Below are 22,277 nucleotides of genomic sequence, written 5' to 3' on the forward strand. Positions count from 1 at the left end.
GATCGACGGCGTGATGAGGGCTAATTGGCGACAGAGCCCTCGACCGCAAATGTGTGGTACGTGGCGTATTTCTCGCCGACGGCCCGAACCTGCACGTAGGCTGGATCGTATCGCCAGGCCCAAAGCGCCTCCATGCTCGGATACATATAGATGACGACGCGCTTGGGTGGATCTCCATCGACGGCAACGACCTGCGAACCGGTTGCCGCCGCGCCTGCAGCCGCGATCAGCTTGCCGCCATGTGCCTTGATGATCTCCTTCGCTTTCGCGAGATAGTCCCTGGCATAACCATCGGGATCGGTCACCTCGATTTGGCCGATCAAATAGGCGGGCGGCCTGGCTTCGCCATGCAGTGCTTCGCTGCCAAGAGCGCCGATCGCGGTACAACCCAACATGACCAGAGCCATCTTGCCTCCAGAATTCATGGGAGCTTCCTCCGCTGCCGTGCCGGTGCCGCAAGCCGCAGCCTGACAGGACTTTCCAGGAGGCTTCGAAATACGTCCAATACATATATTTTCTCAAGTCTTATGCTCGAATGGTATAAGCGGGCATGAACCTCCAACAGGCCCTCACGTTCCTGACGGTGGCCGAGCTCGGCACCGTTTCAAAGGCCGCATTGCGGTTGCGTGTCGCCCAACCGGCCTTGTCCAGGCAAATCATCGGTCTCGAACGGGAGCTCGGCTTGCAGCTCTTCGACCGCGTCGGACGCCGGCTTCTGTTGACTGGCGAAGGCGAGCAGTTGATTGCGGGCTGCCGTCTGCTGCTCAACAGCGTCAATTCGCTGAAGGAGCAGGCTCAGCTGCTCCGTCAAGGAGATACCGGGGTCCTGAGGATCGCCGGTTCGCCGCAACACATCGAGAGCGTGCTGTCAGAATTCCTCCACCGCTACGCGGAGCGATATCCCAGGGTCGAGATCAGGATCAGGGAGGGGACGGGCAGCGAAATATTGGCGATGCTCGAACGCGGGGAAGTTCATCTCGGCCAAAATTTGCTGCACGCCGTCAGACTGAACGAACAGCACTTCGGCAGTCTTCCGCTTGGATCGGTGCAGTTACTGGCTGCTTGCCATCCGTCGATGCCACTTGGTCCCCGTCGCACGATCGAGATCGCTGACCTCGCCGAACTTCCGTTGCTGCTGCTGGACAGCGGGTTCGGATTTCGGCGTGCTTTCGATGCAGCAAGTCGTATGGCGGGGCTGAAACCGAAGATCATGTTCGAGAGTCGCAGTCCGCACACCTTGCTGGCACTCGCCGAGGCGGGGCACGGCATCGCGATCGTTCCCTCCCAGCTTCAGTGCTGGCGCTACGAACTAAGAATTGTCGGTCTCACGCACAGGCGCCGTGTGTTGCAGGAGCCCTTGACCATCTCATGGGACAAGCGGCGTCCGTTGCCTCGTTTCGCGACCGACTACTGTGCAATGCTGGCAGCGCATATGCGGAAGACGTTTCCGATCACGCGCCCTACGGAGCCGGCTGTAGCAAAAGCAAGCGTTCGGTCCCGCGCCAAGCGAGTTCCACGCAAGGCGAAAAGTCCGGGTGGTTGAATGTTGCGATTTGCGCCCGCGTCATCAATCACTGAGTTCCCCGACGGCGCAAGCCCGGACGCGAAACATGGTTCGGTTTATCGGAACGACAGCTCGGTGCAACTCCGCTCACCAGATCGACGCGCTTCTGAGCTTGCCCTAGCGGATTAAGTGTGTATGCTTGCAGTGTTCGATTTGCCGTTGTGCCTTGTTGAATGGTCAAAGCGGCCCTTTTCCAAAGAACATCGTCGGTTGAAGGATGATGCGGAACCAGGCGCGAATTCACGTGCGTCCGCTTTGGAGAAGACAAATGCCTACAGGTACTGTGAAGTGGTTCAACGGCCAGAAGGGCTTCGGTTTCATTCAGCCCGATGACGGCAGCCAGGATGTATTCGTTCACATCAGCGCTGTCGAGCGGGCCGGACTTGGCGGTCTCGCCGAGGGCCAGAAGCTGTCGTTCGAACTCAAGAGCGACAAGATGCGTGGCAAGACCAGCGCCGAAGATCTTCGGCTGGCCTGAGCCAATCTGTCATTCCACGGATGTACTGGGATGACAGTTGCGGCCCGCTCGATTCCCTGACGGGTTGAGCGGGCTTCACTGCTTTTCAAAAGGCTCATTCGTTCATGGCCAAGAAGCCGGAAGAACTTTCCGCTGGGCGCCTGGCCAAGGCCCAGCGCCAGCGGCTTGCCGCCGAGGCCGGTGCGCAGGCAATCGCTGAGGTCGAGCGCGATGCGATCGCCGTGCGCAAGAACATGGAGCGTCTGCGGGCTCTCCGCGAAGCACGCGACGCCGAAGCGGCCGCTCAAGCCGGCCCGGCGCCATCAGCGCCGGCTGCCAAGAGGACCAAACGGATCAAGCGCATCGTGCGCTGAGCTGCGCACTCCCCACGTCCTCGATCACGTCGCTGAAGCTGCCCTGTTTTTCGACCGCCGCGCTGGGATCGCTATGGGAAGCGGCGTGGACTGGTCATGCCTCTCCAGGGCGACTCCCGCCGTCTGCATCGAACTTCGTCGCCACATTTCGCAGGGTCGGCAGGAACGATCGAGAGCCGGGCCATATTATCATGGCGATGAAGTACTATTTCGATCTCCGTGACGGTTGCGGCTTGGCCCTCGACGAGGAAGGTCTGGTGCTGTCCGATCTCGCGGCGGTTCAAGAAGAAGCCGCGCGTGCTTTGGCCGACATGGTTCGCGATTCCGTTCGCGGTCACAATTTCGATCAGATTGCGATCGAAGTCCGGGACGACGACGGGCCCGTGCTTGAAGTGCGGATTGCATGGCGCATTCGCCGCTCGAATTCCTGAGTTTGGTTGCGCGGCGACGCCCTAGCACCTCGTTATGCCCAGACTGAGACTGACCTGAAACAATGGCCCTTCGTCCGTGCGGACCTCGAACGCCAGCAGCCTTTGCTTATCCAAAGGCGGGTTGTCCTTGGCTATGCTGAGCAATGACTGCATCGCTTCGTGCGCGGCAGTTTCCTCGTCGCGTAGCTCGATGCCCTGTCTGTCGGCATAGAGTTCCTCGCCGTTGCGAATATCGAAATAAAAGCGGGTTGCCATTTGCGGCTCCCTTTTTGTGATGGGAGCTGCCCGGGCTCTCGAGTGCCGGCGCTCCAACATCCGGCAGCGCCGCACTCTGCGTCAGATGGTCAGAACTTGCTACTCAACAATGGATATTGATCGAGGGAACTGTTCGCGCGTTCGCGCGGGCCAGCCGTTGTCCCCTCCGGCTACGATCCCGAATGGAACCGTCAGAGACGAGTATCGGCATTGCAATTGCAGCTTGCATCGCTGAGATAAGTATATACTTGTATGGTATCGACTGGCCTTGAGCCTTGCAGATCGGTCCCAGCGGGACCCTTTTCCAAAGACATCGTCGGATGAAAGGGAGGGCGCGTGCTTGCAGCACTGCGGCTGAGCTTTTCGTCATGTTGTTGATCGGCTGCCGTTTCACGGATGTACTGGAATGGCAGTGCGGCCCGCTCTGTCATTGATGGAGCGGGCATTCGTATTCATTCAATGTGCGTTGTACCGCAAGAGAGGAGATCCGTTGCAAGTTCTTGTCAGGGACAACAACATCGACCAGGCGCTGCGAGTTCTGAAGAAGAGGTTGCAGCGCGAGGGCGTCTTCAGGGAGATGAAGCGCCGGCGATCGTTCGAAAAGCCGTCGGAAAAAAGGATTCGAGAGAAAGCCGAGGCCGTGCGGCGAGCACGTAAGCTTGCGCGCAAGCAGGCGATACGGGACGGATTGATTGCGGCTCCGCCGAGGAAACCCAAGGTATCGGCGCCAAAATTCTCGCCAGCAATGCAGTCGCCATCGCGAACAAGTGGCTCACCGGAGAGTTAATCCGTACCACATTCCTGTTGGACGGGAGCATGCAAAATGACGCGGCGACCTTTTCGAGGCAACGAATGCCTCCAGGAACGTATCTCCGATGAATTCTGTCGTCGGCGGGATGTTCGATCGAGGCACGACGACCGGCGGCGACGTGCGCAAAACCTGGCCGGCACGGCCATTAACGCAATGGCGGATCATGCCGCCAGCCAGTTCGATCAGGCCGCCCGCAAGCGTGACTTGCTCGACGGCCCCGAGGAGTTTCGCGCCTTTCGCGCGGACCGCTGACAAAACGTATGATTCGGCGGTAGACGCAAAACTCGATGTCGTCCCGGGCAAGCGAAGCGCGATCCGGGACCCATAACCACAAATGCCGATTGGTTTGCAAAGCTGGAGCCACAGTTCGTTTCACAACGGAAGGCTGTGGTTATGGGTTCCCTGCTTTCGCTGGGATGACAGTTGTGATGAGGCACGTCGTGTGCATCAAACGAGCGAGGAGGACCCTTGGCGAGCACAGCGCTTTGGGTCCTCTCACCTCGTAATGACGGTGGAAAGTATCTTACCCCGCCAGCACCGCATCCGCGCCGGTCACCGCCTCGGCGCTTTCGGTCACGGTCTTTTCCAGCGACGGCGCCTGCACGGCGATGTTCTCGGCGAAGAAGCGCGCCAGTGCGACGTAGCGCTGCGGCTCGGCTTCGCCGTTCGCCTTGGCGGCCAGCGCTTCGCCGGCAAGCATGCAGCCGCCGAGCGTTGCGGCGAACAGGCGCAGATAGGGCGTTGCGCCGGCGAGTGCCTCGTTCGGCGCCGAGGCGAGGCGCTCGAGCAGCCATTTGCTGGTGCGCTCCAGCGCGGCGTGCGCGTCGCGCAGCTTGGCGCCCGTGGTGCCGAACGCTGGATCGTTGGAGGTCTCGACCTGCTTGATGACGGCAGCGAGCTCGTCGAGCAGCGCCCACACCGAGGCGCCGCCATTGGCGCCGAGCTTGCGGGTGACGAGGTCGATCGACTGGATGCCGTTGGTCCCCTCGTAGATCGAGGTGATGCGGGCATCGCGATAATGCTGCGCGGCGCCGGTCTCCTCGATGAAGCCCATGCCGCCATGGACCTGCACGCCGAGATAGGCGACCTCGTTGCCGATGTCGGTGGAGAAGGCCTTGGCGATCGGGGTCAGCAGCGCGCCGCGCGCCGCGGCCTCGGCGCGCACCTTGGTGTCCTTGGCGCGCACCGAAACGTCGAGCGCGACCGCGGTGGCGTAGCAGATCGTGCGCGCCGCCGCCGTCATGCTGCGCATCTGCATCAGCATGCGCTTGACGTCGGGATGCACGATGATCGGATCCATCCCGTCGCTCTTGTGGCCGATAGCCTTGCCGATAGCTTTCCCTTGCCGACGCTCCTGCGCATAGGCCAGCGCCTGCTGATAGGCGCGGTCGGCAATGCCGACGCCTTCGAGGCCGACGCCGAGGCGAGCCTGGTTCATCATCGTGAACATGCAGCGCATGCCCTGGTTTTCCTCGCCGATCAGATAACCGATCGCGCCACCCTTATCGCCCATCGTCATGGTGCAGGTCGGCGAGGCGTGCATGCCGAGCTTGTGCTCGACGCCGCTGGCATGGATATCGTTGCGCTCGCCGAGCGAGCCGTCGGCATTGACCAGGAATTTCGGAACCAGGAACAGCGAGATTCCCTTGGTGCCCGAGGGCGCATCGGGCAATCGTGCGAGCACGAAATGCACGATGTTGTCGGTCATGTCGTGCTCGCCATAGGTGATGAAGATCTTGGTGCCCTTGATGCGATAGGTGCCGGCATCAGCGCGTTCGGCCCGGGTGCGCAGCGCGCCGACGTCGGAGCCGGCATTGGGCTCGGTGAGCTGCATCGTGCCGGTCCACTCGCCGGTGACCAGCTTCTCGAGATAGATCTTCTTCAGCTCGGCGCTGCCATGGGCATCGAGCGCCTCGATCGCCGATAGCGTCAGCAGCGGGCAGAGGCCGAAGGCGACGTTCGATGCGCTCCAGATCTCGGTGCAGGCGGCGTTGACCGCGAGCGGCAGACCCTGGCCGCCGAACGCTTCCGGCCCCGACACCGCGTTCCAGCCCGCGGCGATCCAGCGCTGATAGGCGTCGGGCCAGCCCGGCGCGGTCGTCACCTTGCCGTTGTCGAGCTTGATGCCGTGCTCGTCGCCGACACGATTCAGCGGCGCCAGCACATCGGAGGCGAACTTGCCGGCTTCTTCCAGCACCGCAGCGGTGATGTCGCCGTCGAAATCGCCGTAGTGGCCGGCCTCCACGGCGGCAGCGAGCCCCGCACCGTGATTGAGGGACAGCAGGATATCGTTGATCGGTGCACGGTAGGTCATGGCGTTACTCCCGACGAGGCGTTTGAAATTGTCATCCCATGAAACCGGCGGCCTCTCAACAGTCCGAACGGACATCGCACGGTCTGTTTCGGCCACCGCGGCGGCGTCTTATAAGAAGAGTACCGTCATCAACCTGCGGCTTTCGTGCCTTTTCGATCGCCGCCCTGTTGAAATGGCGGGACTCACCCTATAGACCGACGTGGCCTTCGATCGGCGCGTTGGGGCGTAGCCAAGCGGTAAGGCAGCGGATTTTGATTCCGCCATTCGGAGGTTCGATCCCTCCCGCCCCAGCCATCCTATCGCTTTGATTTATCAGGCGGTTTTCGATGGTTCTTGTTCTGTATTCTGAACGCCGTCCGCCGTCGCATTCTGAACATCTGTTGCCGTTTGGTTCGCCAGCATGTGCGCGTGGCGCTTCCGCGTCGCCGACAGCATGCGGGCCTCCGTCCGCTTGGCATACCCGGCATAGCTCTCCCGGGTGCGGTGGGCCGACAGTGCACGGCCCTGTCCCTCGGTCAGTTCCGCCTCCTCGAGCTCGGTCATACCGCCGTGCCGGCAGGCGTCCAGGGTGAACTCCTTTGGCAGGCCGATCTCCTTCCTCATGCGTTGGACGATCTTCTGCATGCCGGAGAACGAGTAGGGCTTTGAAGCGGTCTTGTCGTCCTCCTCCGGGCTGCGGCGCTTGGGGACGATCTCCCGCAAGATCATTGGCACGCCGCGCCGCGCCAGCTTGGCCAGCACGAGTTCGGCGTCCTCATAGAATTTGATGACCTCGCCGGACGGAAGACGCTCTTCTAGCGGGTGATCGATCACGGCACCGGTCTTGTGGTGCTCGATCCTGATCGTCGGTTTTGGTCCGGCTCGGTAGCCCGTCCATTTGATATGACCGGCGACCACGTTCTCCGGGCGCTGCAGCCACTCGAAGCAGATCACGGCGGCGGCGCCGCACTCCGGTTCTCCGCGCTCCACGCAGCCATGAGCGAACTTGTAGACCTGCTCTCGCGTGACGGCGTGCTTCACCAGCTTGACCCTGGTTGCCATCGTGACGCCCAGCCAAGGATTCGGGATGTCGGACGGAAACTCGGCGGGGTGGATGCGGTGGACGACGCGCCATGCCTTGCGGCACAGCACGACGAGCTTTTCAGCGGTACGCAGCCGGTTGCCTTTCCCGCCCTTCACGAATGCATCGTACAGCTTGTCCGCACCCAGCGGCGTTACCGACTTGATCGGCCGACCGCCGACGCGATCGGCGCGCTTGGTCAGGGTGTCGCAGATTTCGCGCATATTCCATTCGTAGTTCCGGCGCGACCGCGGCTTGACCTTTTCGAGGTAGGCGCGGCTCTGTCTGTATTCTCGGAAGAGCCAATCGATCGTGCCGATGCGCGGTGCGGCCTCGCTCGATACCGGGAGTCCCTTCCGGACATCCATCCATTCATCGAACAGGCCGTTCAGGGTTGCGGCTCGACCGCCTTCGCCGCACGCTTTCGCATAGTCGGTGCCCAGCGGTTCGTTCGGCACCGGGCAGCCTATCTTCCGATAGCGCGTCGGGACGTTGTAGTAGAAGGCCGTCTTTCCGGACGCCAATTTCTTCGGGATAACGTGGCGAGGGAGCTCCACGTTCACAAATCCGCGGCGATGTCGGTTACCGGGAGCACTTCCGACGGCAGAATTGCCGCGTCCAGATCGTCCCTCAGCCATAGCTGCCTGCGCCCATCCTTCACCCTGGGCAAAGGATACTCCTTGCCGACGCGCTTAAGGAAGGCCTCGGCCGTCGGTTCCCCGCAATACCCAGCCGCCAAGTCCACCGGCATGCGCCGGGGCCATGATCCGGCCGGTATCGCTGCGGGGCGCCGGCTCATTGCAACAACCCGACCAAAATCACTGGCACCACGATTGAGACGATCGTGGCGAACAAGATCAGCCGCCGGGTCGCTCGCCAATGCGCAAAGCTTTCCTCCCTCGCTTCCGTGAGCGAATGAACGAGCAGGTCCAGCTTCAGGTTCATGGGGTCCTGAGGCGCAGGGGACGGACGCGATGATCCTGGGGCAGGGACCATCGCGCCCGCCATCCCGATGTCAGTGGTGGGGTGTGCTGACATCGGAATTTACCGTGCGCTTCTGGATCGAGCAGCCTTGGCTCTATCGGCCAACTCGTCCGCATGCTTAGTGTCGATCTTCAAGCTGCCTAGAACGGCCTTGGCTCGGGCCGAAATCGTGCTCTCATCAAAGAAGGGAAACCGGCAGATACGGCGAGCCTTGGGATTGTACTTTCCGTTCTTGAACCCTGCGCGAACCCGGACGTTCACCGCATCGTCTAGCGGCTGCATCAACATCGCGTATTCCCGAGAGCCATAAAGGGCGAGGCTCAAGGTCTGTATCTCGCCGATCAGGAAGGCGTGGTAACGGTGCAGCAAGCCGGCGCGCGTGAGGTTGCGGCCGCGGTGCAGTGATCCAACTCGCTTCGTGACCGGCGGCATAGCGGTCGCGCTAACGAGCGCTTCAGCGAGGCACTTGAACTCCCGGATGTTCAGTTCTTCCTCTATGGAGTCGTCGTTGTCCATAAACTGGAATCGCTCGACGATGGCCAGCATCTGAGCCGCGACCATACCCGAGCTTGTTGTACGCGCCCGCTTGATGGCGTCGAAGATCTCGTTGGCGACCGCCATCGCGGCTGTCATTTCAGCTTCGCTGCAATTAGCAGGAAGGTCGTTGACAGCTCGCATTGCCTTCCGATGCCAGTGGACCAGTATGCTGATGTGCTGGTCTCTGAGCACAAACCCGGCCGGCAGCTTGCCGAAGATCGCTTCAGGATATCGTACCGTGATTGGCGCGGGGACAATGATTGGGGCGGGCGAAGTCGCTTTGGTGGGCGAACGCCGCGCTACACGCGTCGGTTCGCGCGCAATTGAGATAACAGCGGGTTGCATGTGATGTCCCTTATTTGTCGGTGCCGGAAAAGGGCAGGTGCGATGTCTTTTCGATCATCGCCGCGCGCTGAAAGCGGATGACGTCCTTCGCAAGTGAAAGGAGGAGCGTGGTCTGCAGCTCGTCGAGCTGGATACCACCGGGAAAGTCCGTCCAGTCGTCTATGACGGCTTCGACAAGTCCAGCCTTCGCGCGAAGTCCGTCTAACGTGGACGGGCTCATTTCAAGGACTGCGCGAAGTGCCCGATCGGCGCGCGATCGGCAGATGTCGTCGCAGAAGGCGGCAAACTCGGAATCGGTTGGATCAATCTTATATGGCGCCTTTCCGGCGGCCATCTGCATCGCGCATTCTATGCAGCTTTCGATGAGATCCGCATCGGGATGATCCGGCCGCTTCTTGACGCTGCGCCGCGGCGGCCGTGATTTGCCGATTTGGCCGAAGTCGATGATCGCGGCTTGGCTGGATTCTGCAGTGGTGGTAGCTCCGGTCATTGTCATAGCCCGTTCTGATGGTCTCGATGAGCGTCGGACATCCGCAGGCGGTCGAGAAATCCGCAGGCGGTTGAGAAATCTGCAGGTGGTCGAGCGAACTCACGGGAGCGCCCTCCGCACAAAGCGATAGGGACGCACCTTGCGGTACTGCAGCGGTATGGTCGGATCCGGGATGGCCGGGCGATCACCGGTCGCGATGAACGGATCGCCGTTGAACATCACGATTTCAGGGTAAGTGCCACCGACCTCGACCACGACATGGCCGGTCTCAGTGAAGCGGTCGTCGACACCGATCAGCTTGATGGCTTGGGAGCGAAGAATGCCGGGTTGGACAGCAGTCGAAGAGGAAATAGGCAACGCGAGCTCCCGTCGTGGTGACACGGAGCATTATGCATTATTGCATCAGGCGGTCAATGCATAAATGCACTATTTTCTCTTCATGTGTGCCTCAGCGGCCATCAGGTGAATTGACGGGCCTGGGTCGCGGACGATGTATTCGACAAGGCCAAGTATCTGGGCATCTTGGAGATCTGACAGGCGGTTAAAGTGGGTGATCGAGGCCATTCGCTTCCAGTCCGACTTGTCCAGGGTCACCAAATCGTATCCCTTGGATCGCCCTTGCAGCAATCGAGCGGTGAGCTCGATTCTGAACTTGTCCCGCGGTGATTTGGCTTGAACGATAAAAGCTCTGCCATTCAAATATGTTAGTTCCTTTTCGTCCAACAGCCGACGACAGAGTAAATACTCACCAGCGGCCGCAAATGGCATCGCTCCGCTGCCACGGGCGATGCAAGCAAATGTGTTTTTGGGTTGGGTGCCAACAAGCGCAACGGTCAGCGGCAGGTGCTCCGTGGCAGCTAAGGCGGGATCTTGCCAATAACCGGGGGCGACCTCGCCGATGACTACCGCCATTGCTGAAAACGGAGTCTGTCGGTTGAGTGGCAGTGTACGACCGCCGCGATCCAGGAACGCCTCTGGCGGGTGAACCGAAGCGGTCGTTAAGTTTACTTGATCTTCGGCTTCAAAGAATGGCGCAAAGCTGATTCCGGTGGCGTCGCGCACTTTCTCAAGAGTTGTCGTGGACAATGTAAACCTGTGCGACGGGTCGTTGAGGGCACGGGTTAGCGTCGTGGACGACAGCTTAGCTTTCTTCGCCAAGGCGGAGGGAGAGAGGTTCGATATGTTCAAGACATAGCGAACGTAAGCGATTGCGGCAGCTTCCATTTTCATGATGGCAACCTACCACCAAAAAAAGCAGGATGATGATGCATTGATGCCTTGAAATACGGCATTAATGCATATAGTTTCCCGATCATGGATATTCTGGTCGAGATTGATCGCTTGGAGCGTCGGCTTGCATTTGCCAAAATTCCCCTCGCACTCGCGTTGCGTGGTGCTGGCTTGAATCGCTCGACCTGGGACAGGTGGAAGGCCGCAAAAACAAGCCCTCGCCTGAGTAACTGGAACGCTCTTGCCAGCGAGATCGACCGGCTGCTGGCACTCAGTGCACCGAAAACCCCATTCTTCGATAGTACAGCGGACCATGCTTCTCAATCAGATCAGCATCCCACGCCCGGTACCGCGCGATCGCTAGAGCCAGGTGAAGCTGGCGCGCTTTCGGCGCCGGCTCCCGGCGATGTCTCTGAACCTTCATTGCAATATCCTTCTGAGGTGCGCGCATGATCGCTGCGCCTGCGTTCCGATTTCGACACGTCGTTGAGTTTTCCAGACAGCGACGACGGGTCGACGTTCTCCAGTATGCGTTGCGTGAAGTGTGCGAGGTGCTCCAACGCCATCCGTGACCTTCTCCTTTCGAGGAGAAGGAGAACCACGGATGGTTTTGGAGAAACCCAAAAAGGCTTTGAACCAAATGGTGGGGCGTTCAGCGACCTTGGAAGAGGCTGCCGGACTGCTTCGGCAGATTGCCGGGCATCGACGGCCTGATGAATCGGTCAAAGGGATACTGCGTCGACTGCAGCGCAGCCTATCTGGCTGGTCTCCCGGTCGCATTCACGGAATTTGGTACCGGGATCCACGGGTCCGGGTCCGTGCAGACGAAGTCGAACAACTCCGTGCGCTGGTTCAGCCGGCGCACGATGCCGGGACCGATAATGAACTCACCGAACTTCGAAACCGAATTGCAAGGCTCGAACGCCTCTTGGAAGCAGCGAGCGCGCCGATCCGCGGCTAAAGCTCTCCTGCGCTTCAGCGTGGCCGGGATGGAGTGGATTGCCAGCATCGCCCTTTGGATTGATCCGACCGTCGAGGCGGAGTTGGAGCGCAAGCGATGAGCGCTGAAATCACCAAGTTGGAGACGGTGCCAGAGCGACGCTGGCGTGAGTTTTGTGAAGCTCGCGAGCGAGCCCTGTCCTCGCTCGACATCAAGGATGCCGCTGCTGCTGGCCGAGCATGGGCTCGCTTTCTCTCTGTCTATGCAGAACGGAACGGCGCGACGCAATGACCGAACCGCTCACGCCGCGCTATCTTGATCTGCGCGACTTTCCTTATCTCCCAATCGACATCGCCCGTCTGCTTGGGTCCGAGTTTCACGCTATCGCCGACGCCGAGCAGTTCCGGGCTGGGCTCATTCTTTGGCTCAAAAGCTACCACCAGGTGCCGGCGGCGAGCCTGCCGAGCGACGACAATCAGCTCATCCGTCTGGCAGAATTTCGAAAAAGTTTGAGAAATTGGAGGCAAATTCGCGACGTGGTGCTCCGCGGATGGGTGCTCTGTAATGATGGTCGTTTGTACCATCCAGTGATCGCAGAAAAGGCGCTCGCTGCCGGTCTGATGAAGATGGGAAAGCGCAAGTCGAGCGAGGCTGGCAATGCAAAGCGGTGGGGCCTCGCTCACAACGAAACATCGTCAAATCAAGCAATTAGAGAGATGGCCGTCCTTCTGTCGGCGCTCAATCCGCATTCCCGGTCGCTCAAGAAGAAGTATGTGCTGTGTGCTCTTTCGGACTCCCAAAGCGATCCCACCGGGATTCCCAACAGCGATCCAGATGCGATCCCAACGGGATTCCCGAATGCATCCGAGCGCGATCCCAATATAGAAAGAGAAATAAGTAAGAAGAGAAAGATTATAGCTAGCGCTGCGCCAGAGGCGCCAAGCGAGCCAGCTTCGTCTCCTCAAGGGAGGCGACGAAAGCCGGCGACGTCTCCGATGCCGGACCCCACCAGTTTCGAGTTTGACGCGCTCCGTTCGGCGTTCTTCGAGTACGGGCGTGAAAAGAAGTTCGGCGAGCCTCAGCTGGCGGATGAGTTCGAGGGATTCATCGGCCACCACAGGGCGAAGGGGACCGTGTTCGCCGATTGGCGACAGGCCGGCCAAAACTGGCTTCGAAAATCCCGAGCGTTCAGGCCGAACGGCGGTGCTCCTCAGGGGAGGCCGCAGATTTGAGGACGTCCTCCGAAATCCTGGATGAATTCCGGATCGTGTTGCGTCGACCGCGGCACGGCAACCAGAAAGCGCTTTGCCCGAACTGCTCAGCGCAGCGGAAGCACAAGCGGGACCCGTGTTTGTCGGTGCTCATCGACAGCGAGGGTGTGTTTTTCAATTGCAAAAATTGCGGATGGAAAGGCGGAAGAAGCTATGACGCTCAGTCCAAGGGCGGCCGAATGGTTCGAGGCGCGGGCGATCGATCCGGAGATCGTCGCACGTATGGGGATCTTCAGCGGCAAGCGCGTCACCATTGGCGATGAAAACTCCGTTGTCCCAGACGTGGCTGGCGACATTCTGGTTTTCCCGTACTTCGAGAACGGCGTCGATGTCGCGGCCAAATATCGCGCGCGGCCGCGGCCCGACGGCTCGAAAGTCATGTGGCAGAGGCCGAATGGCCGGCGCACGTTTTACAACGCGGATGTCCTGGACGACCCGAAGCTTTCAGAAGGCTCAGCGGCCCTCGTAGTCGTCGAGGGCGAGCCGGACTGCCTCGCTGTTCAGAGCGCTGGCTATCCGTTCGTTGTCTCGGTGCCCGACGGAGCCCCTCCGGACAGAGATGCGCAGGGCAGGGAGCTGCCCACTGTACCGAGCGGCACCGATGACATTGATCCTGACAACGACGACAAGTTCAAGTTTCTGGCGAACAATTGGGATCGGCTGAAAAAGATCAAGCGCTTCGTACTCATGACCGACGACGATGGGCCGGGGCGCCGCCTCCGAGAGGAACTGGCCCGGCGCCTTGGGCACGTCCGGTGTTCTTTCGTACAGTATCCGAACTGCTTGGCGAAAAAGCCGGATGCGAACGAGGTGCTCTTGCAGCACGGGGCGTCTGCAATCGTTACGATGATCGCGAACGCGATGCCGTACCCTATCAAGGGCGTCTATCGCATGAGCGACTTTCCGGAGCCGCCTCCGATGAACCCCGTGAGTACGGGTTGGGGAAGGCTAGACCTCCCGGTGCAGGAAGGGATGGCCGGTCTGATGCTCGAGCGCGGATTGTTCATGACCGTGTTGGGCATTCCGGGATCGGGAAAATCTACATGGACGACGCAACTCGCAACCAACGTGGCGAGAAACCACGGCTGGCGGGTCGGAGTCGCGACCTTCGAAATGAAGGTCAAGCCGTACATGCAGAAGCTGATCCGAACCGCTTTCCTTGGGCGCGCCATCACTCACTTTCTGGATCCCGCGGTCCGTGAGGCTGATCGCTTCATCAACGAGCAATTCGTGTTCTTTCATTGCGAGCTCGATGATGACGAGGAAGATCCGACAGTCGACTGGCTCCTGGATCGGGCCGCCGATGCGGTCGTCCGCTATGGACTCGATATGCTGGTCGTCGATCCGTGGAACGAACTCGAACACCAGCGGCGTCGAGATGAGAGCCTGACGGAGTACGTCGGTCGCGCGGTCAAGAAGCTGAAGCGTTTTGCGCGAGTCTACAACGTTCTGGTGATCGTGGTCATCCACCCGACGAAAGAGGGCGGATTAAAGGGCATCGGATCGCTCTCGCTTTATGATGCCGCTGACAGTTCCCACTGGGTGAACAAGGCGGACTATGGCGTGAAGATCGAGGGCGATCACGTCAACGGCCAAACCATCGTCGATGTAGGGAAGATCAGGCATCGCGTGACCGGTCGACGCGGTCGAACGATTTTCAATTACATCCCCGAACTTGAACTGATCAGCCAGTGAGGAAACTATGAAAGATCACGCTCGGCAGCTCGCATCAGCTTTGGCTACCATTCTTGACGCAATCGAAGAACACGAACGGCACCGGATACCTGCGGCTCAGCTCAGGGCATTTTCGCTCAATGAACTGGACGCGATGGTCAAGCGCGGCGATCAGCTTATCGAGGATCCTGTAGGTCAATCGCTCCGGATGGGCGTGAAGCAAATCGGCCGGCTTCTTGCGGAGAACGATTTCAGCTTCGACGAGATGACCGATGTTCTTGAACTCGCAGCGGACGCAACTCAGACCGGAAACCCAGGTATGAGGTCGTACATCGTCGATAAATGGTGGGACGGTCTCTGCGACAAGTCGGGAGCGATCCTGTGGGTGGCCTGACAATTCCCCCTGCGATTGCCGGACTGCATCCGGTGATCGGCGCGTGGCGTCGGGAGGGACCGTGGATCAGGGGCAAGCGTCGTGGCACCTATGAGGCTTGCTATCGCGATTCCGAGGGCGAACCGCGATATGTTCGCTATCCGGTCGTCGATGCCGCTGTCATCCGTGACGAAGGCGCCGTTAGCTGGGTGCTTGAGCGCACGCGGCCGACATTTGCGCGCAGTACACGCGCGGCCGAGAGTTCGCGATCATTGGCAACAGGACCGGCGGAGCCCGTCGGCCCATGATCGATTGCCAGCGTATGACGTCACCAATCGAATCGCACCGAGTATCGCTGCTTCAGCCTCTTGGTGGTCGTGCCGACGGCATACTGGATGCGATCGAGATCGGCTCCATCGCGGACTATTGCCGTCATTGTCCATTCGATGCCGGCCGGTTCGATCTCGACGTGGCAGACGTACTCTCCGCCCGGGAAGCTGCGGATTTCACGCAGCGCGATCAGCTCAAGATCCTTGGCGGCTACCAGAGTTACGGGCACCGGAGCGTTCCTAACCTTTTCAGGAATAAACCGGGATCCGTCGATGCTGTTCCTAGCCTGACGGTCGAGCGAGAAAGAGGATTTGCCTGATGACTCCGAAACAGCAGCACTCAGCCCTGAAGGTCGCGATCAAGCGCGGGATCGTCGTGCTCGACGCGCTCGGCGACACCGAGCTCAAATTCCAGAACGTGTCGCAGGTCTGGAATCGGGCCACGGCCGATGCCGTGCTCGCCTACGGCTACAACGAGACCCGCGTCCGGATCGTGCCGACGGCTCGGGAGATCGCCCAGGCAGAGACCGTGGCCGACTGGCTGGCCTGGCTCGGGCATCACCATGGTGGCGTTCCGCGGCTTGTGGCGTGGGCGCATGATGATCCGATCTGGCGCATGGCTGAGCGCGAGCGATGCAGTGAGCGGACGATCCACAATCGGATCGACAAGTCGGTCGCGCTGATCCTGGAGCATTTCGGTGGGGTGGAGCTCAGCATCGAAGTGGTCGACGAGCCGGCCGGCCGCGCGCATCTGCCGAACTTCCTGACCGAACGAGCCATGGCCGGGGTTAACCCGGTAGTTAACCCGCACGGCAAAGTGTGGATCGGCGGCGTCGGCTGGATGAAGGACGGAAAGCGCTGGAACGATGGGCAGCATAAAGCAGCTCGGTTTGAGGGGCGACGATGAGCGAGATGCAGGAACGGGTCGCGGCGGCGATGGAGAAGCGGCGCGCGGAGCTGATCAATCAGCCTTTGGCTCGCATTTGGCCTGAACTTGCCGTTGCTGCGATCCAGGCGATGCGGGCGCCCACCAAAGAGATTGAGGCCGAAGCCTGGTGCGACGGACCAGCATCAGACCTTTGGATTCATTTACACGACGTGGCGTTGGGGCAGGCGCGGAAGGCTGGGTGACACGGAATGGCTATTGATCTGACCGACTACACCAAGATGATCCGCGACCAGCTGCGGAAGGGCGAATTCGCTGCGGTGTACGTGGTGACGTCCGCGGCCGGAATCCCGGCCACGGAAATGAGCCGGGTTGGCTATGCGCTTGACCTGGTCGCCACGATCGGCCGACTGCAGGCGTCATCCCCGGCACAGTTGGCCGTTCATGCCGCCTTATGGGTGCCGAACCGAGCCATCGCGACCAACATCGCCCGGGCCGTGCAGTGCGATATGATGCCGATCAAGCGGGCAGGAGGGTGGTACGAAGCACCCGGCGCGACGATGGAGCGGGCGGTCGAGCTTGCCGCGTTCAGGATACATCCGGGCGCGACCATGCTGTGGCACGATGACCTGCTGAGACGGTGGCGAGCGATGGCCGCGTGACCAATTCCGAGCGCAACTGTCATCAGGCTGGGAATTAGTGTTCTGAGCTGTTTGAGTATTTCTCAAGCAAAAATAATTACTTACGAATAACGCAGGATATAGAAACCCGTCGCAGGTTGTCGTACTTGTCCCTCATCACCGCGCGGCCCTCGGTATCTATCGGTGATGAGATCGCCATCATCGCGCTCCCGCCTTCCTCTAACGGAATGGAACGCGCTGTGGTCATCAAGCGTCGCAATCGAACGAAACATACTAAGACATTCGAAGAGAGATTGGCCGAGGAGGCTGCTCGCTTCAGGGTCGCTGCTGCGCAGCTCCCGCCGGGCGCTCAGCGCGAGCTATATCTCCGCCGAGCACGTCAGGCCGAAACGGCAGCCCATATCAACGAGTGGCTAACGTCGCCAGGGCTACAGCCGCCAAAGGCTCGAGGAAGTACGCATGAGGAGGTAACATGACCCCCAGAGAACGCCGTGACATGCCGTGGATTATTGGAGCTGCCGCTTTGGTTTTTGTCCTGTCGATCGTCGTTGGCGGCATGACGTACTTCCGGTAGACAGCCGGCCTTGTGGAGCGAGATCCCCAGTGGATTGACTTTTGCAGTCGCATAGCCAATATTCGCGTGCAAATCAGCTTGAGTGAATAGATGCGCCCGCCCGGCACCGCCGCGGCGGGTTTTGCATTTTGGAGCCAGGGAACGGCGATCAGAAGCCGAACCGAGATGCCGAAGCAGAAGGCGAAGACCGGGCGACCGACCGCCTACACGCCGGAGATTGCGACAGTCATTCTCCAGCGGTTGACCGAGGGGCAAACATTGCGCGCGGTCTGTCGGGACGAAAGCTTGCCGTCGGAATCGACGGTGCGCACCTGGGCGATGGATAACCGTGAAGGCTTCGGGGATCGGTATAAGACCGCTCGCGAGATCGGTTATCACGCGATGGCCGATGAAGTGCTCGAACTCGCGGACGATGGTCGGAACGACTGGATTGAGCAGCAAGGCGAGGGAGACCAGAAGATCTATAAGCTGAACGGCGAGCACGTTCAGCGATCGAGGCTTCGGTTTGATGCGCGCCGGTGGCTGCTGTCCAAGGCGCTGCCCAAGATTTACGGCGACAAAGTCGCGCTGTCGGGAGATGGCGAAACGCCGTTGGTCGTGGAGATCGTAAAGCGAACCTATGAAGATCCAGCTGCCGGCTAACGGCTGGATCGAGCGGCCCCATCAACGCCGGCTTTGGAGTTATCTGCAGTCAGGCGGCCTTCGTGCCATCGAGATCGCCCACAGGCGATGGGGCAAAGACGATGTGGTGTTGCACCACACGGCTATTGCAGTTCACGAGCGTGTCGCGTCCTACTGGCATTGCTTGCCGGAATATGCGCAGGCGCGCAAAGCGATCTGGACGGCGGTAAACCCGCACACTGGCATACGCCGTATTGACGAGGCTTTCCCGCACGAGCTGCGGGCCGCGACGAATGAGCAAGAAATGTTCATTCGGTTCAAGAACAATTCGACATGGCAGGTCATCGGCTCTGATCGATACAACGGCTTGGTCGGCGCCGGCATCGCCGGAGTGGCGTTTTCTGAGTGGGCGTTGGCTAACCCCTCGGCATGGGCCTACATCCGCCCGATGCTCGAGGAGAACGGCGGATGGGCCGCGTTCATCACGACGCCCCGCGGTCGCAACCACGCCAAGGCCATGTACGACATGGCGAAGGGTAACCCGCGCTGGTTTGCCGAGATATCGACGGTTCTTGATACCAAGGCGCTGACTGACGAGCAGCTGGCGGAAAGCCGGGCTGAATATCAGGCGCTATATGGCGAAGACCTCGGCAACGCTCAGTTTGAGCAGGAATATCTCTGTTCGTTCAATGCGGCCATCTTCGGCGCATTCTATGCGCGGGAGACACTGGCGGTTCGAACGTCAGGACGCATTCGCGAGTTTGAAGCTGATCCCGATCTGCCGGTTCACACGGCGTGGGACTTGGGGGTTCGGGATTCGACCGCGATCTGGTTCTTCCAGGTCACGGCCGGTGGTAAGTTGCTGATCCTGGACTTCTATGTGGCGCATGGCGTTGGCGTCGATCATTACGCCGACATTGTGCACAAGCGCCGCGAGGATAACGGCTGGAAGGCTGGCACCGACTATGTGCCGCACGACGCGAAGGTCAAGGAGTGGGGGACCGGGCGCACTCGCGTTGAGCAAATGATCTCGCATCGTCTGAAACCCTGCGTGGTGGGTCGCTCTACCGATGCTGACGGCCATCAGGCCATTCGCGTGACGCTTCCTCAGTGCGTGTTTCACACTCGTACCGAGGAAGAGGGATTTGCGGCGCTTGAGAGCTATCGGCGTGAATGGGACGACGACAACAAGACGTTCAAGGCATCGCCGTTGCATGACTGGTCGTCGCATGGCGCCAAGGCGTTTCAATACCTTTCGCAGGGATACCGCGAACTAAAGCCCGAGCCGGCAGAAGAGGCCGCGCCTTCCGTCAAGGCCATCACAGATTACAGGGTTGAAGAAATGTGGAACTTCTCCAAGCGGCCCAGGGATCGCGTCTAAGTGACCGACGACGATAGCGACAAGACCAAGGAGCAGCAGGACGCCGAGGACAAGGCGCGGCGCTGGCTGAAGGTCATTGATACCTATGATCGCGAGTTCAAGCGCTGGTCGGATCGCTGCGAGAAGATCATCAAGATTTACACTGAGCGGCGCCGCACGGAGGGGACGGAAGTCCGGCGCATGTCGCTGCTGTGGTCCAACATCTCGGTGCTGCAGCCGGCGATCTACGCCAAGATGCCGCAGCCGAACGTGACGCGGAGGTTCAAGGATGACGATCCGGTCGCCCGCGTCGCCTCCGAGATGGTTGAGCGCGCTATTCACTATACCTTTGATGACGCTGACTTTGACGGCGTTATGCGCAGTGTACGTGATGACTATCTTCTGGTCGGTCGCGGCACTGCTTGGGTGCGTTACGACGCTGAGTTTTCGCCGCTTATGGGGAAAGACGGCAACCCGCTGAACAAGCAGGGTGCGCCGCTCAACGACGGCGAGGAAGCCGGCGAACAGCTCGAGGGCGAGCACGTCTGCTGGGATTACGTGAACTGGCGCGACTTCGGCCACAACGTCGCCCGGACTTGGCAGGAAGTGACGACGGTCTGGCGCAAGGTCTACATGGACCGCCAGCAGGGCAACAAGCGGTTCGGGGAAGAGAAGTTCAGCAAGGTCGAGCTCGATCACAAGGTCGGCGACGACACGGAAACCCGCAACACCGAGAGCCAGCAGCCGGCCAAGGCGACGGTTTACGAAATCTGGGACAAGACATCCAACAAGGTGATCTTCCTCGCCAAGGGTGCAAAGGAGCTTTTGGAAGAGACCGACCCATATCTGGACTTCAAGGACTTCTTCCCGTGTCCCAAGCCGGTCTATGCCACGCTTGAGACGGCATCGCTGATCCCGATTCCGGATTACGTGTACTACCAGGACCAGGCCGAAGAGGTTGACGACCTGACGGCGCGCATCGGTGCGCTGATCGACCAATTGAAGGTTGCTGGATTCTACCCCGCGAGTGCTTCGGACAGCTCCGAGGCCATCCAGCAGATCGCCATGAAGGGCGTTGAGAACGTCCTGATCCCGATCCCGAACTGGAACCAGTTCAAGGAGGGCGGGGGCGCCGCCGGCATGATCGAGTGGTGGCCCGTCGATCAGGTCATCAAGGTGCTGGAGGGCTCGTTTACGGCCCGCAAGCAGCTGATCGACGATATCTACCAGATCACGGGGATCTCGGACATCGTGCGCGGTGAGACCGATCCGCGGGAGACCAAGGGCGCGCAGCAGATCAAGGGGCAGTGGGCTTCGGTTCGCATCCGGGACCGGCTGGCGGCCATGGGCGCGTTTGCGGGGCAGGCGTCCAAACTGACGGGCGAAATCATCGCCGAGCAGTTCCAGCCGCAGACCTTGATGGATATGACCAACGTGAAGCTGCCGACGCAGGCGCAGTTGGATGCGCAGGCGCTGCAGCAGCAGATCGCGGCCTTGAAGCAGCAAGCCTTGCAGCAGCAGGCAGCGCAGCAGGCGCCTCAACCCCAACCGATGGGTGCAATGTGAAGACGTGTGGCGAGTGCAAATTCTACGGGACTGAACTCGAGCATGAGGGCCAGAAGTACGGCTTCTGCTATCGCTATCCGCCGACCCCGCTTGCCGAGAACAAGAGCACCGCGGCGATCGTGAAGCCTGAGTTGCGCGAGTGCGGTGAGTTCAAGCCCGCGCCCAAGCGGCCGGCAAAGGCGAAGACCCGGAAATGATCCCGGTTTCCCCGCAACAGCCCGCGGCTCAGCCGTTGCCGGCCAGCCCACCGCAGGGCAATGGACCGCCGCCGGTGACGATCGATGCGGTTGTCCAGTTGCTGCGCAACGAGCGCATGCGGGGCTTCCGAATCGATATCGAGACGGATTCGCTGGTGGAGGCCGACCAGGCTCAGGAGAAGCAGGACGCGACCGAGTTCGTTACGGCCATGGCTTCCTTCTTCAAGGAGTTCGGCCCGATCGTGCAACAGATGCCGCCCTTGGCCCCGCTGGCGTCGGGCATGCTTCAGTTCGCGGTGCGCCGGCACAAGGTCGGACAGGAGCTGGAAGATCTGATCGAGAAGACGATGGGTAATGTGGCCCAGCACCTCGCCAATCCGCCGCCGCCTCAGCCGTCGCCGGACGAGCAGATCAAGATGCAGACCGCCCAGATCAAAGGGCAGGCGGAAGCGCAGAAGGCTCAGGCCGCCATCCAGCAGACGCAGATCGACGGTCAAGCCAAGCAGGCTGCGGCGAGAGTCGATCTCATCGGGAAGGTCGTGGATCATCAGCACGCCGTCGCTGAGCACCAGTTGAATGCCGAGGCAATGGCGCGTCAGGCTGCCGCAGACCAGCATGCTCATGACCTGAAGATGGAGCAGATGGAGAACCAAGCCAAGCTCGCCAAGCAGAAGCCGAAGGCTGACAAATGAGCAACGACGGCGACCGCCAGCAGGTTCTTCGGACATCGACCGGCAAAGCGCTGGACTACAACGGGGATTGGCTGGCGAAATTCGACGCCAATTCCATCGCGGCCGGCGATTATAACGGGCGCTTGCTTGCGTTCATCAATGCCCAGCTCGGCACGTCCTACACCGAGATCAATGGCGCGATGCATGCGTACGCATTGTCGCAGACCACCACGGGCGCCAAGAGCTTCAAAGAACTTGGCCCGTTCACCATCGTGGGCGGATAGTGCGCCGGCTTCTGTACGACGTCCTGCAGGCGCTGCTT

At 60.4% G+C, this 22,277-nt stretch carries 31 protein-coding genes and 1 tRNA gene; 23 read left to right on the top strand and 9 right to left on the bottom strand.

Going from position 1 to position 22,277, the window contains the following annotated elements:
- Positions 1-20: 20 nt before the first annotated feature.
- Entirely contained in the window at positions 21-407 is a 387-nt protein-coding gene (locus ACE10X_RS13015) for a DUF1330 domain-containing protein (protein ID WP_038386474.1), read from the bottom strand.
- A gap of 143 nt (positions 408-550) precedes the next feature.
- Here ACE10X_RS13015 and ACE10X_RS13020 point away from each other — a divergent pair, with 143 nt between their 5' ends.
- From ACE10X_RS13020 to ACE10X_RS13035, 4 genes are all read left to right on the top strand, one after another.
- Entirely contained in the window at positions 551-1,543 is a 993-nt protein-coding gene (locus tag ACE10X_RS13020; RefSeq protein ID WP_038386473.1) for a LysR family transcriptional regulator, read from the top strand.
- Between the two features lie 289 nt (positions 1,544-1,832).
- Entirely contained in the window at positions 1,833-2,042 is a 210-nt protein-coding gene (locus ACE10X_RS13025) for a cold-shock protein (protein ID WP_038386472.1), read from the top strand.
- 104 nt (positions 2,043-2,146) lie between these two features.
- A complete protein-coding gene (locus ACE10X_RS13030; RefSeq protein WP_304556558.1) occupies positions 2,147-2,395 on the top strand; it encodes a hypothetical protein in 249 nt (82 codons plus the stop codon).
- Between the two features lie 191 nt (positions 2,396-2,586).
- Entirely contained in the window at positions 2,587-2,826 is a 240-nt protein-coding gene (locus tag ACE10X_RS13035; RefSeq protein WP_016844536.1) for a DUF6894 family protein, read from the top strand.
- Positions 2,827-2,847: 21 nt separating this feature from the next.
- On the opposite strand, the gene ACE10X_RS13040 is transcribed toward ACE10X_RS13035, so the two are convergent.
- Entirely contained in the window at positions 2,848-3,081 is a 234-nt protein-coding gene (locus ACE10X_RS13040; protein ID WP_038386471.1) for a DUF6894 family protein, read from the bottom strand.
- 490 nt (positions 3,082-3,571) lie between these two features.
- Between ACE10X_RS13040 and rpsU the strand changes: the two genes are divergently transcribed.
- On the top strand, positions 3,572-3,868 hold the full coding sequence (rpsU, locus tag ACE10X_RS13045; protein ID WP_038386470.1) for a 30S ribosomal protein S21: 297 nt from the start codon (positions 3,572-3,574) through the stop codon (positions 3,866-3,868).
- 36 nt (positions 3,869-3,904) lie between these two features.
- On the top strand, positions 3,905-4,144 hold the full coding sequence (locus ACE10X_RS13050) for a hypothetical protein (protein ID WP_157788048.1): 240 nt from the start codon (positions 3,905-3,907) through the stop codon (positions 4,142-4,144).
- A gap of 271 nt (positions 4,145-4,415) precedes the next feature.
- Here the strand turns inward: ACE10X_RS13050 and ACE10X_RS13055 are convergent, their stop codons facing one another.
- Complete coding sequence (locus ACE10X_RS13055; protein ID WP_038386467.1) at positions 4,416-6,206, bottom strand: acyl-CoA dehydrogenase; 1,791 nt, start codon at positions 6,204-6,206, stop codon at positions 4,416-4,418.
- Between the two features lie 219 nt (positions 6,207-6,425).
- Here ACE10X_RS13055 and ACE10X_RS13060 point away from each other — a divergent pair.
- Positions 6,426-6,500: transfer RNA gene (locus ACE10X_RS13060), tRNA-Gln, on the top strand.
- 18 nt (positions 6,501-6,518) lie between these two features.
- On the opposite strand, the gene ACE10X_RS13065 is transcribed toward ACE10X_RS13060, so the two are convergent.
- The 6 genes from ACE10X_RS13065 to ACE10X_RS13090 all read right to left on the bottom strand — a co-directional run bounded on the left by ACE10X_RS13065 (position 6,519) and on the right by ACE10X_RS13090 (position 10,852).
- On the bottom strand, positions 6,519-7,823 hold the full coding sequence (locus ACE10X_RS13065; RefSeq protein ID WP_375764206.1) for a hypothetical protein: 1,305 nt from the start codon (positions 7,821-7,823) through the stop codon (positions 6,519-6,521).
- Between the two features lie 238 nt (positions 7,824-8,061).
- Positions 8,062-8,211 carry a hypothetical protein gene (locus ACE10X_RS13070; RefSeq protein ID WP_375764207.1) on the bottom strand — a complete coding sequence of 50 codons (150 nt, stop codon included), beginning with the start codon at positions 8,209-8,211 and terminating at the stop codon, positions 8,062-8,064.
- Between the two features lie 99 nt (positions 8,212-8,310).
- On the bottom strand, positions 8,311-9,132 hold the full coding sequence (locus ACE10X_RS13075) for a hypothetical protein (RefSeq protein WP_375764208.1): 822 nt from the start codon (positions 9,130-9,132) through the stop codon (positions 8,311-8,313).
- 10 nt (positions 9,133-9,142) lie between these two features.
- Complete coding sequence (locus ACE10X_RS13080; RefSeq protein ID WP_375764209.1) at positions 9,143-9,622, bottom strand: hypothetical protein; 480 nt, start codon at positions 9,620-9,622, stop codon at positions 9,143-9,145.
- A gap of 99 nt (positions 9,623-9,721) precedes the next feature.
- Positions 9,722-9,979: a hypothetical protein gene (locus ACE10X_RS13085; RefSeq protein ID WP_375764210.1), complete on the bottom strand. Its 258-nt coding sequence runs from the start codon at positions 9,977-9,979 to the stop codon at positions 9,722-9,724.
- Between the two features lie 69 nt (positions 9,980-10,048).
- Positions 10,049-10,852: a helix-turn-helix domain-containing protein gene (locus ACE10X_RS13090; protein ID WP_375764211.1), complete on the bottom strand. Its 804-nt coding sequence runs from the start codon at positions 10,850-10,852 to the stop codon at positions 10,049-10,051.
- Positions 10,853-10,900: 48 nt separating this feature from the next.
- Here ACE10X_RS13090 and ACE10X_RS13095 point away from each other — a divergent pair, with 48 nt between their 5' ends.
- The 16 genes from ACE10X_RS13095 to ACE10X_RS13170 all read left to right on the top strand — a co-directional run bounded on the left by ACE10X_RS13095 (position 10,901) and on the right by ACE10X_RS13170 (position 22,239).
- Positions 10,901-11,305, top strand: coding sequence for a hypothetical protein (locus tag ACE10X_RS13095; RefSeq protein ID WP_375764212.1), 405 nt, complete (start codon positions 10,901-10,903; stop codon positions 11,303-11,305).
- Between the two features lie 428 nt (positions 11,306-11,733).
- Positions 11,734-11,913: a hypothetical protein gene (locus tag ACE10X_RS13100; RefSeq protein WP_375764213.1), complete on the top strand. Its 180-nt coding sequence runs from the start codon at positions 11,734-11,736 to the stop codon at positions 11,911-11,913.
- Positions 11,910-12,083 (top strand): hypothetical protein, encoded by a 174-nt coding sequence (locus ACE10X_RS13105; protein ID WP_375764214.1) that lies wholly within the window; start codon positions 11,910-11,912, stop codon positions 12,081-12,083. Before ACE10X_RS13100 ends, ACE10X_RS13105 begins: the two co-directional genes overlap by 4 nt.
- The gene (locus tag ACE10X_RS13110) at positions 12,080-13,024 is read left to right on the top strand and encodes a DUF1376 domain-containing protein (protein WP_375764215.1); all 945 of its coding nucleotides are present in this window, start codon (positions 12,080-12,082) and stop codon (positions 13,022-13,024) included. The genes ACE10X_RS13105 and ACE10X_RS13110 overlap by 4 nt, the downstream gene beginning before the upstream one ends.
- A gap of 192 nt (positions 13,025-13,216) precedes the next feature.
- Complete coding sequence (locus ACE10X_RS13115) at positions 13,217-14,758, top strand: AAA family ATPase (RefSeq protein ID WP_375764216.1); 1,542 nt, start codon at positions 13,217-13,219, stop codon at positions 14,756-14,758.
- Positions 14,759-14,765: 7 nt separating this feature from the next.
- Entirely contained in the window at positions 14,766-15,131 is a 366-nt protein-coding gene (locus ACE10X_RS13120) for a hypothetical protein (protein WP_375764217.1), read from the top strand.
- Between the two features lie 283 nt (positions 15,132-15,414).
- Complete coding sequence (locus tag ACE10X_RS13125; RefSeq protein WP_375764218.1) at positions 15,415-15,759, top strand: hypothetical protein; 345 nt, start codon at positions 15,415-15,417, stop codon at positions 15,757-15,759.
- Positions 15,759-16,346, top strand: coding sequence for a DUF6362 family protein (locus tag ACE10X_RS13130; RefSeq protein WP_375764219.1), 588 nt, complete (start codon positions 15,759-15,761; stop codon positions 16,344-16,346). The genes ACE10X_RS13125 and ACE10X_RS13130 overlap by 1 nt, the downstream gene beginning before the upstream one ends.
- A complete protein-coding gene (locus tag ACE10X_RS13135; protein WP_375764220.1) occupies positions 16,343-16,570 on the top strand; it encodes a hypothetical protein in 228 nt (75 codons plus the stop codon). The genes ACE10X_RS13130 and ACE10X_RS13135 overlap by 4 nt, the downstream gene beginning before the upstream one ends.
- A gap of 6 nt (positions 16,571-16,576) precedes the next feature.
- Entirely contained in the window at positions 16,577-16,987 is a 411-nt protein-coding gene (locus ACE10X_RS13140) for a hypothetical protein (RefSeq protein ID WP_375764221.1), read from the top strand.
- Between the two features lie 643 nt (positions 16,988-17,630).
- The gene (locus ACE10X_RS13145; RefSeq protein ID WP_375764222.1) at positions 17,631-18,182 is read left to right on the top strand and encodes a terminase small subunit protein; all 552 of its coding nucleotides are present in this window, start codon (positions 17,631-17,633) and stop codon (positions 18,180-18,182) included.
- The gene (locus ACE10X_RS13150; RefSeq protein WP_375764223.1) at positions 18,160-19,542 is read left to right on the top strand and encodes a hypothetical protein; all 1,383 of its coding nucleotides are present in this window, start codon (positions 18,160-18,162) and stop codon (positions 19,540-19,542) included. The genes ACE10X_RS13145 and ACE10X_RS13150 overlap by 23 nt, the downstream gene beginning before the upstream one ends.
- Positions 19,543-21,087 (top strand): hypothetical protein, encoded by a 1,545-nt coding sequence (locus ACE10X_RS13155; RefSeq protein ID WP_375764224.1) that lies wholly within the window; start codon positions 19,543-19,545, stop codon positions 21,085-21,087.
- Positions 21,084-21,284, top strand: coding sequence for a hypothetical protein (locus ACE10X_RS13160; RefSeq protein ID WP_375764225.1), 201 nt, complete (start codon positions 21,084-21,086; stop codon positions 21,282-21,284). The genes ACE10X_RS13155 and ACE10X_RS13160 overlap by 4 nt, the downstream gene beginning before the upstream one ends.
- Positions 21,281-21,976 carry a hypothetical protein gene (locus tag ACE10X_RS13165; RefSeq protein WP_375764226.1) on the top strand — a complete coding sequence of 232 codons (696 nt, stop codon included), beginning with the start codon at positions 21,281-21,283 and terminating at the stop codon, positions 21,974-21,976. The genes ACE10X_RS13160 and ACE10X_RS13165 overlap by 4 nt, the downstream gene beginning before the upstream one ends.
- Positions 21,973-22,239: a hypothetical protein gene (locus ACE10X_RS13170; RefSeq protein WP_375764227.1), complete on the top strand. Its 267-nt coding sequence runs from the start codon at positions 21,973-21,975 to the stop codon at positions 22,237-22,239. The genes ACE10X_RS13165 and ACE10X_RS13170 overlap by 4 nt, the downstream gene beginning before the upstream one ends.
- The last annotated feature ends 38 nt before the right edge of the window (positions 22,240-22,277 follow it).

The sequence above is a fragment of the Bradyrhizobium sp. Pha-3 genome, from assembly GCF_042258325.1.
GTDB classification, from domain to species: domain Bacteria; phylum Pseudomonadota; class Alphaproteobacteria; order Rhizobiales; family Xanthobacteraceae; genus Bradyrhizobium; species Bradyrhizobium elkanii.

Bases quoted from the DNA above. Each gene is read 5' to 3' on its own strand.
- ACE10X_RS13015 (WP_038386474.1), bottom strand. From the start codon at position 407: ATGGCTCTGGTCATGTTGGGTTGTACCGCGATCGGCGCTCTTGGCAGC.
- ACE10X_RS13020 (WP_038386473.1), top strand. From the start codon at position 551: ATGAACCTCCAACAGGCCCTCACGTTCCTGACGGTGGCCGAGCTCGGC.
- ACE10X_RS13025 (WP_038386472.1), top strand. From the start codon at position 1,833: ATGCCTACAGGTACTGTGAAGTGGTTCAACGGCCAGAAGGGCTTCGGT.
- ACE10X_RS13030 (WP_304556558.1), top strand. From the start codon at position 2,147: ATGGCCAAGAAGCCGGAAGAACTTTCCGCTGGGCGCCTGGCCAAGGCC.
- ACE10X_RS13035 (WP_016844536.1), top strand. From the start codon at position 2,587: ATGGCGATGAAGTACTATTTCGATCTCCGTGACGGTTGCGGCTTGGCC.
- ACE10X_RS13040 (WP_038386471.1), bottom strand. From the start codon at position 3,081: ATGGCAACCCGCTTTTATTTCGATATTCGCAACGGCGAGGAACTCTAT.
- ACE10X_RS13050 (WP_157788048.1), top strand. From the start codon at position 3,905: ATGACGCGGCGACCTTTTCGAGGCAACGAATGCCTCCAGGAACGTATC.
- ACE10X_RS13055 (WP_038386467.1), bottom strand. From the start codon at position 6,206: ATGACCTACCGTGCACCGATCAACGATATCCTGCTGTCCCTCAATCAC.
- ACE10X_RS13070 (WP_375764207.1), bottom strand. From the start codon at position 8,211: ATGAACCTGAAGCTGGACCTGCTCGTTCATTCGCTCACGGAAGCGAGG.
- ACE10X_RS13075 (WP_375764208.1), bottom strand. From the start codon at position 9,132: ATGCAACCCGCTGTTATCTCAATTGCGCGCGAACCGACGCGTGTAGCG.
- ACE10X_RS13080 (WP_375764209.1), bottom strand. From the start codon at position 9,622: ATGACCGGAGCTACCACCACTGCAGAATCCAGCCAAGCCGCGATCATC.
- ACE10X_RS13090 (WP_375764211.1), bottom strand. From the start codon at position 10,852: ATGAAAATGGAAGCTGCCGCAATCGCTTACGTTCGCTATGTCTTGAAC.
- ACE10X_RS13100 (WP_375764213.1), top strand. From the start codon at position 11,734: ATGAACTCACCGAACTTCGAAACCGAATTGCAAGGCTCGAACGCCTCT.
- ACE10X_RS13105 (WP_375764214.1), top strand. From the start codon at position 11,910: ATGAGCGCTGAAATCACCAAGTTGGAGACGGTGCCAGAGCGACGCTGG.
- ACE10X_RS13110 (WP_375764215.1), top strand. From the start codon at position 12,080: ATGACCGAACCGCTCACGCCGCGCTATCTTGATCTGCGCGACTTTCCT.
- ACE10X_RS13115 (WP_375764216.1), top strand. From the start codon at position 13,217: ATGACGCTCAGTCCAAGGGCGGCCGAATGGTTCGAGGCGCGGGCGATC.
- ACE10X_RS13120 (WP_375764217.1), top strand. From the start codon at position 14,766: ATGAAAGATCACGCTCGGCAGCTCGCATCAGCTTTGGCTACCATTCTT.
- ACE10X_RS13125 (WP_375764218.1), top strand. From the start codon at position 15,415: ATGATCGATTGCCAGCGTATGACGTCACCAATCGAATCGCACCGAGTA.
- ACE10X_RS13130 (WP_375764219.1), top strand. From the start codon at position 15,759: ATGACTCCGAAACAGCAGCACTCAGCCCTGAAGGTCGCGATCAAGCGC.
- ACE10X_RS13135 (WP_375764220.1), top strand. From the start codon at position 16,343: ATGAGCGAGATGCAGGAACGGGTCGCGGCGGCGATGGAGAAGCGGCGC.
- ACE10X_RS13140 (WP_375764221.1), top strand. From the start codon at position 16,577: ATGGCTATTGATCTGACCGACTACACCAAGATGATCCGCGACCAGCTG.
- ACE10X_RS13145 (WP_375764222.1), top strand. From the start codon at position 17,631: ATGCGCCCGCCCGGCACCGCCGCGGCGGGTTTTGCATTTTGGAGCCAG.
- ACE10X_RS13150 (WP_375764223.1), top strand. From the start codon at position 18,160: ATGAAGATCCAGCTGCCGGCTAACGGCTGGATCGAGCGGCCCCATCAA.
- ACE10X_RS13165 (WP_375764226.1), top strand. From the start codon at position 21,281: ATGATCCCGGTTTCCCCGCAACAGCCCGCGGCTCAGCCGTTGCCGGCC.
- ACE10X_RS13170 (WP_375764227.1), top strand. From the start codon at position 21,973: ATGAGCAACGACGGCGACCGCCAGCAGGTTCTTCGGACATCGACCGGC.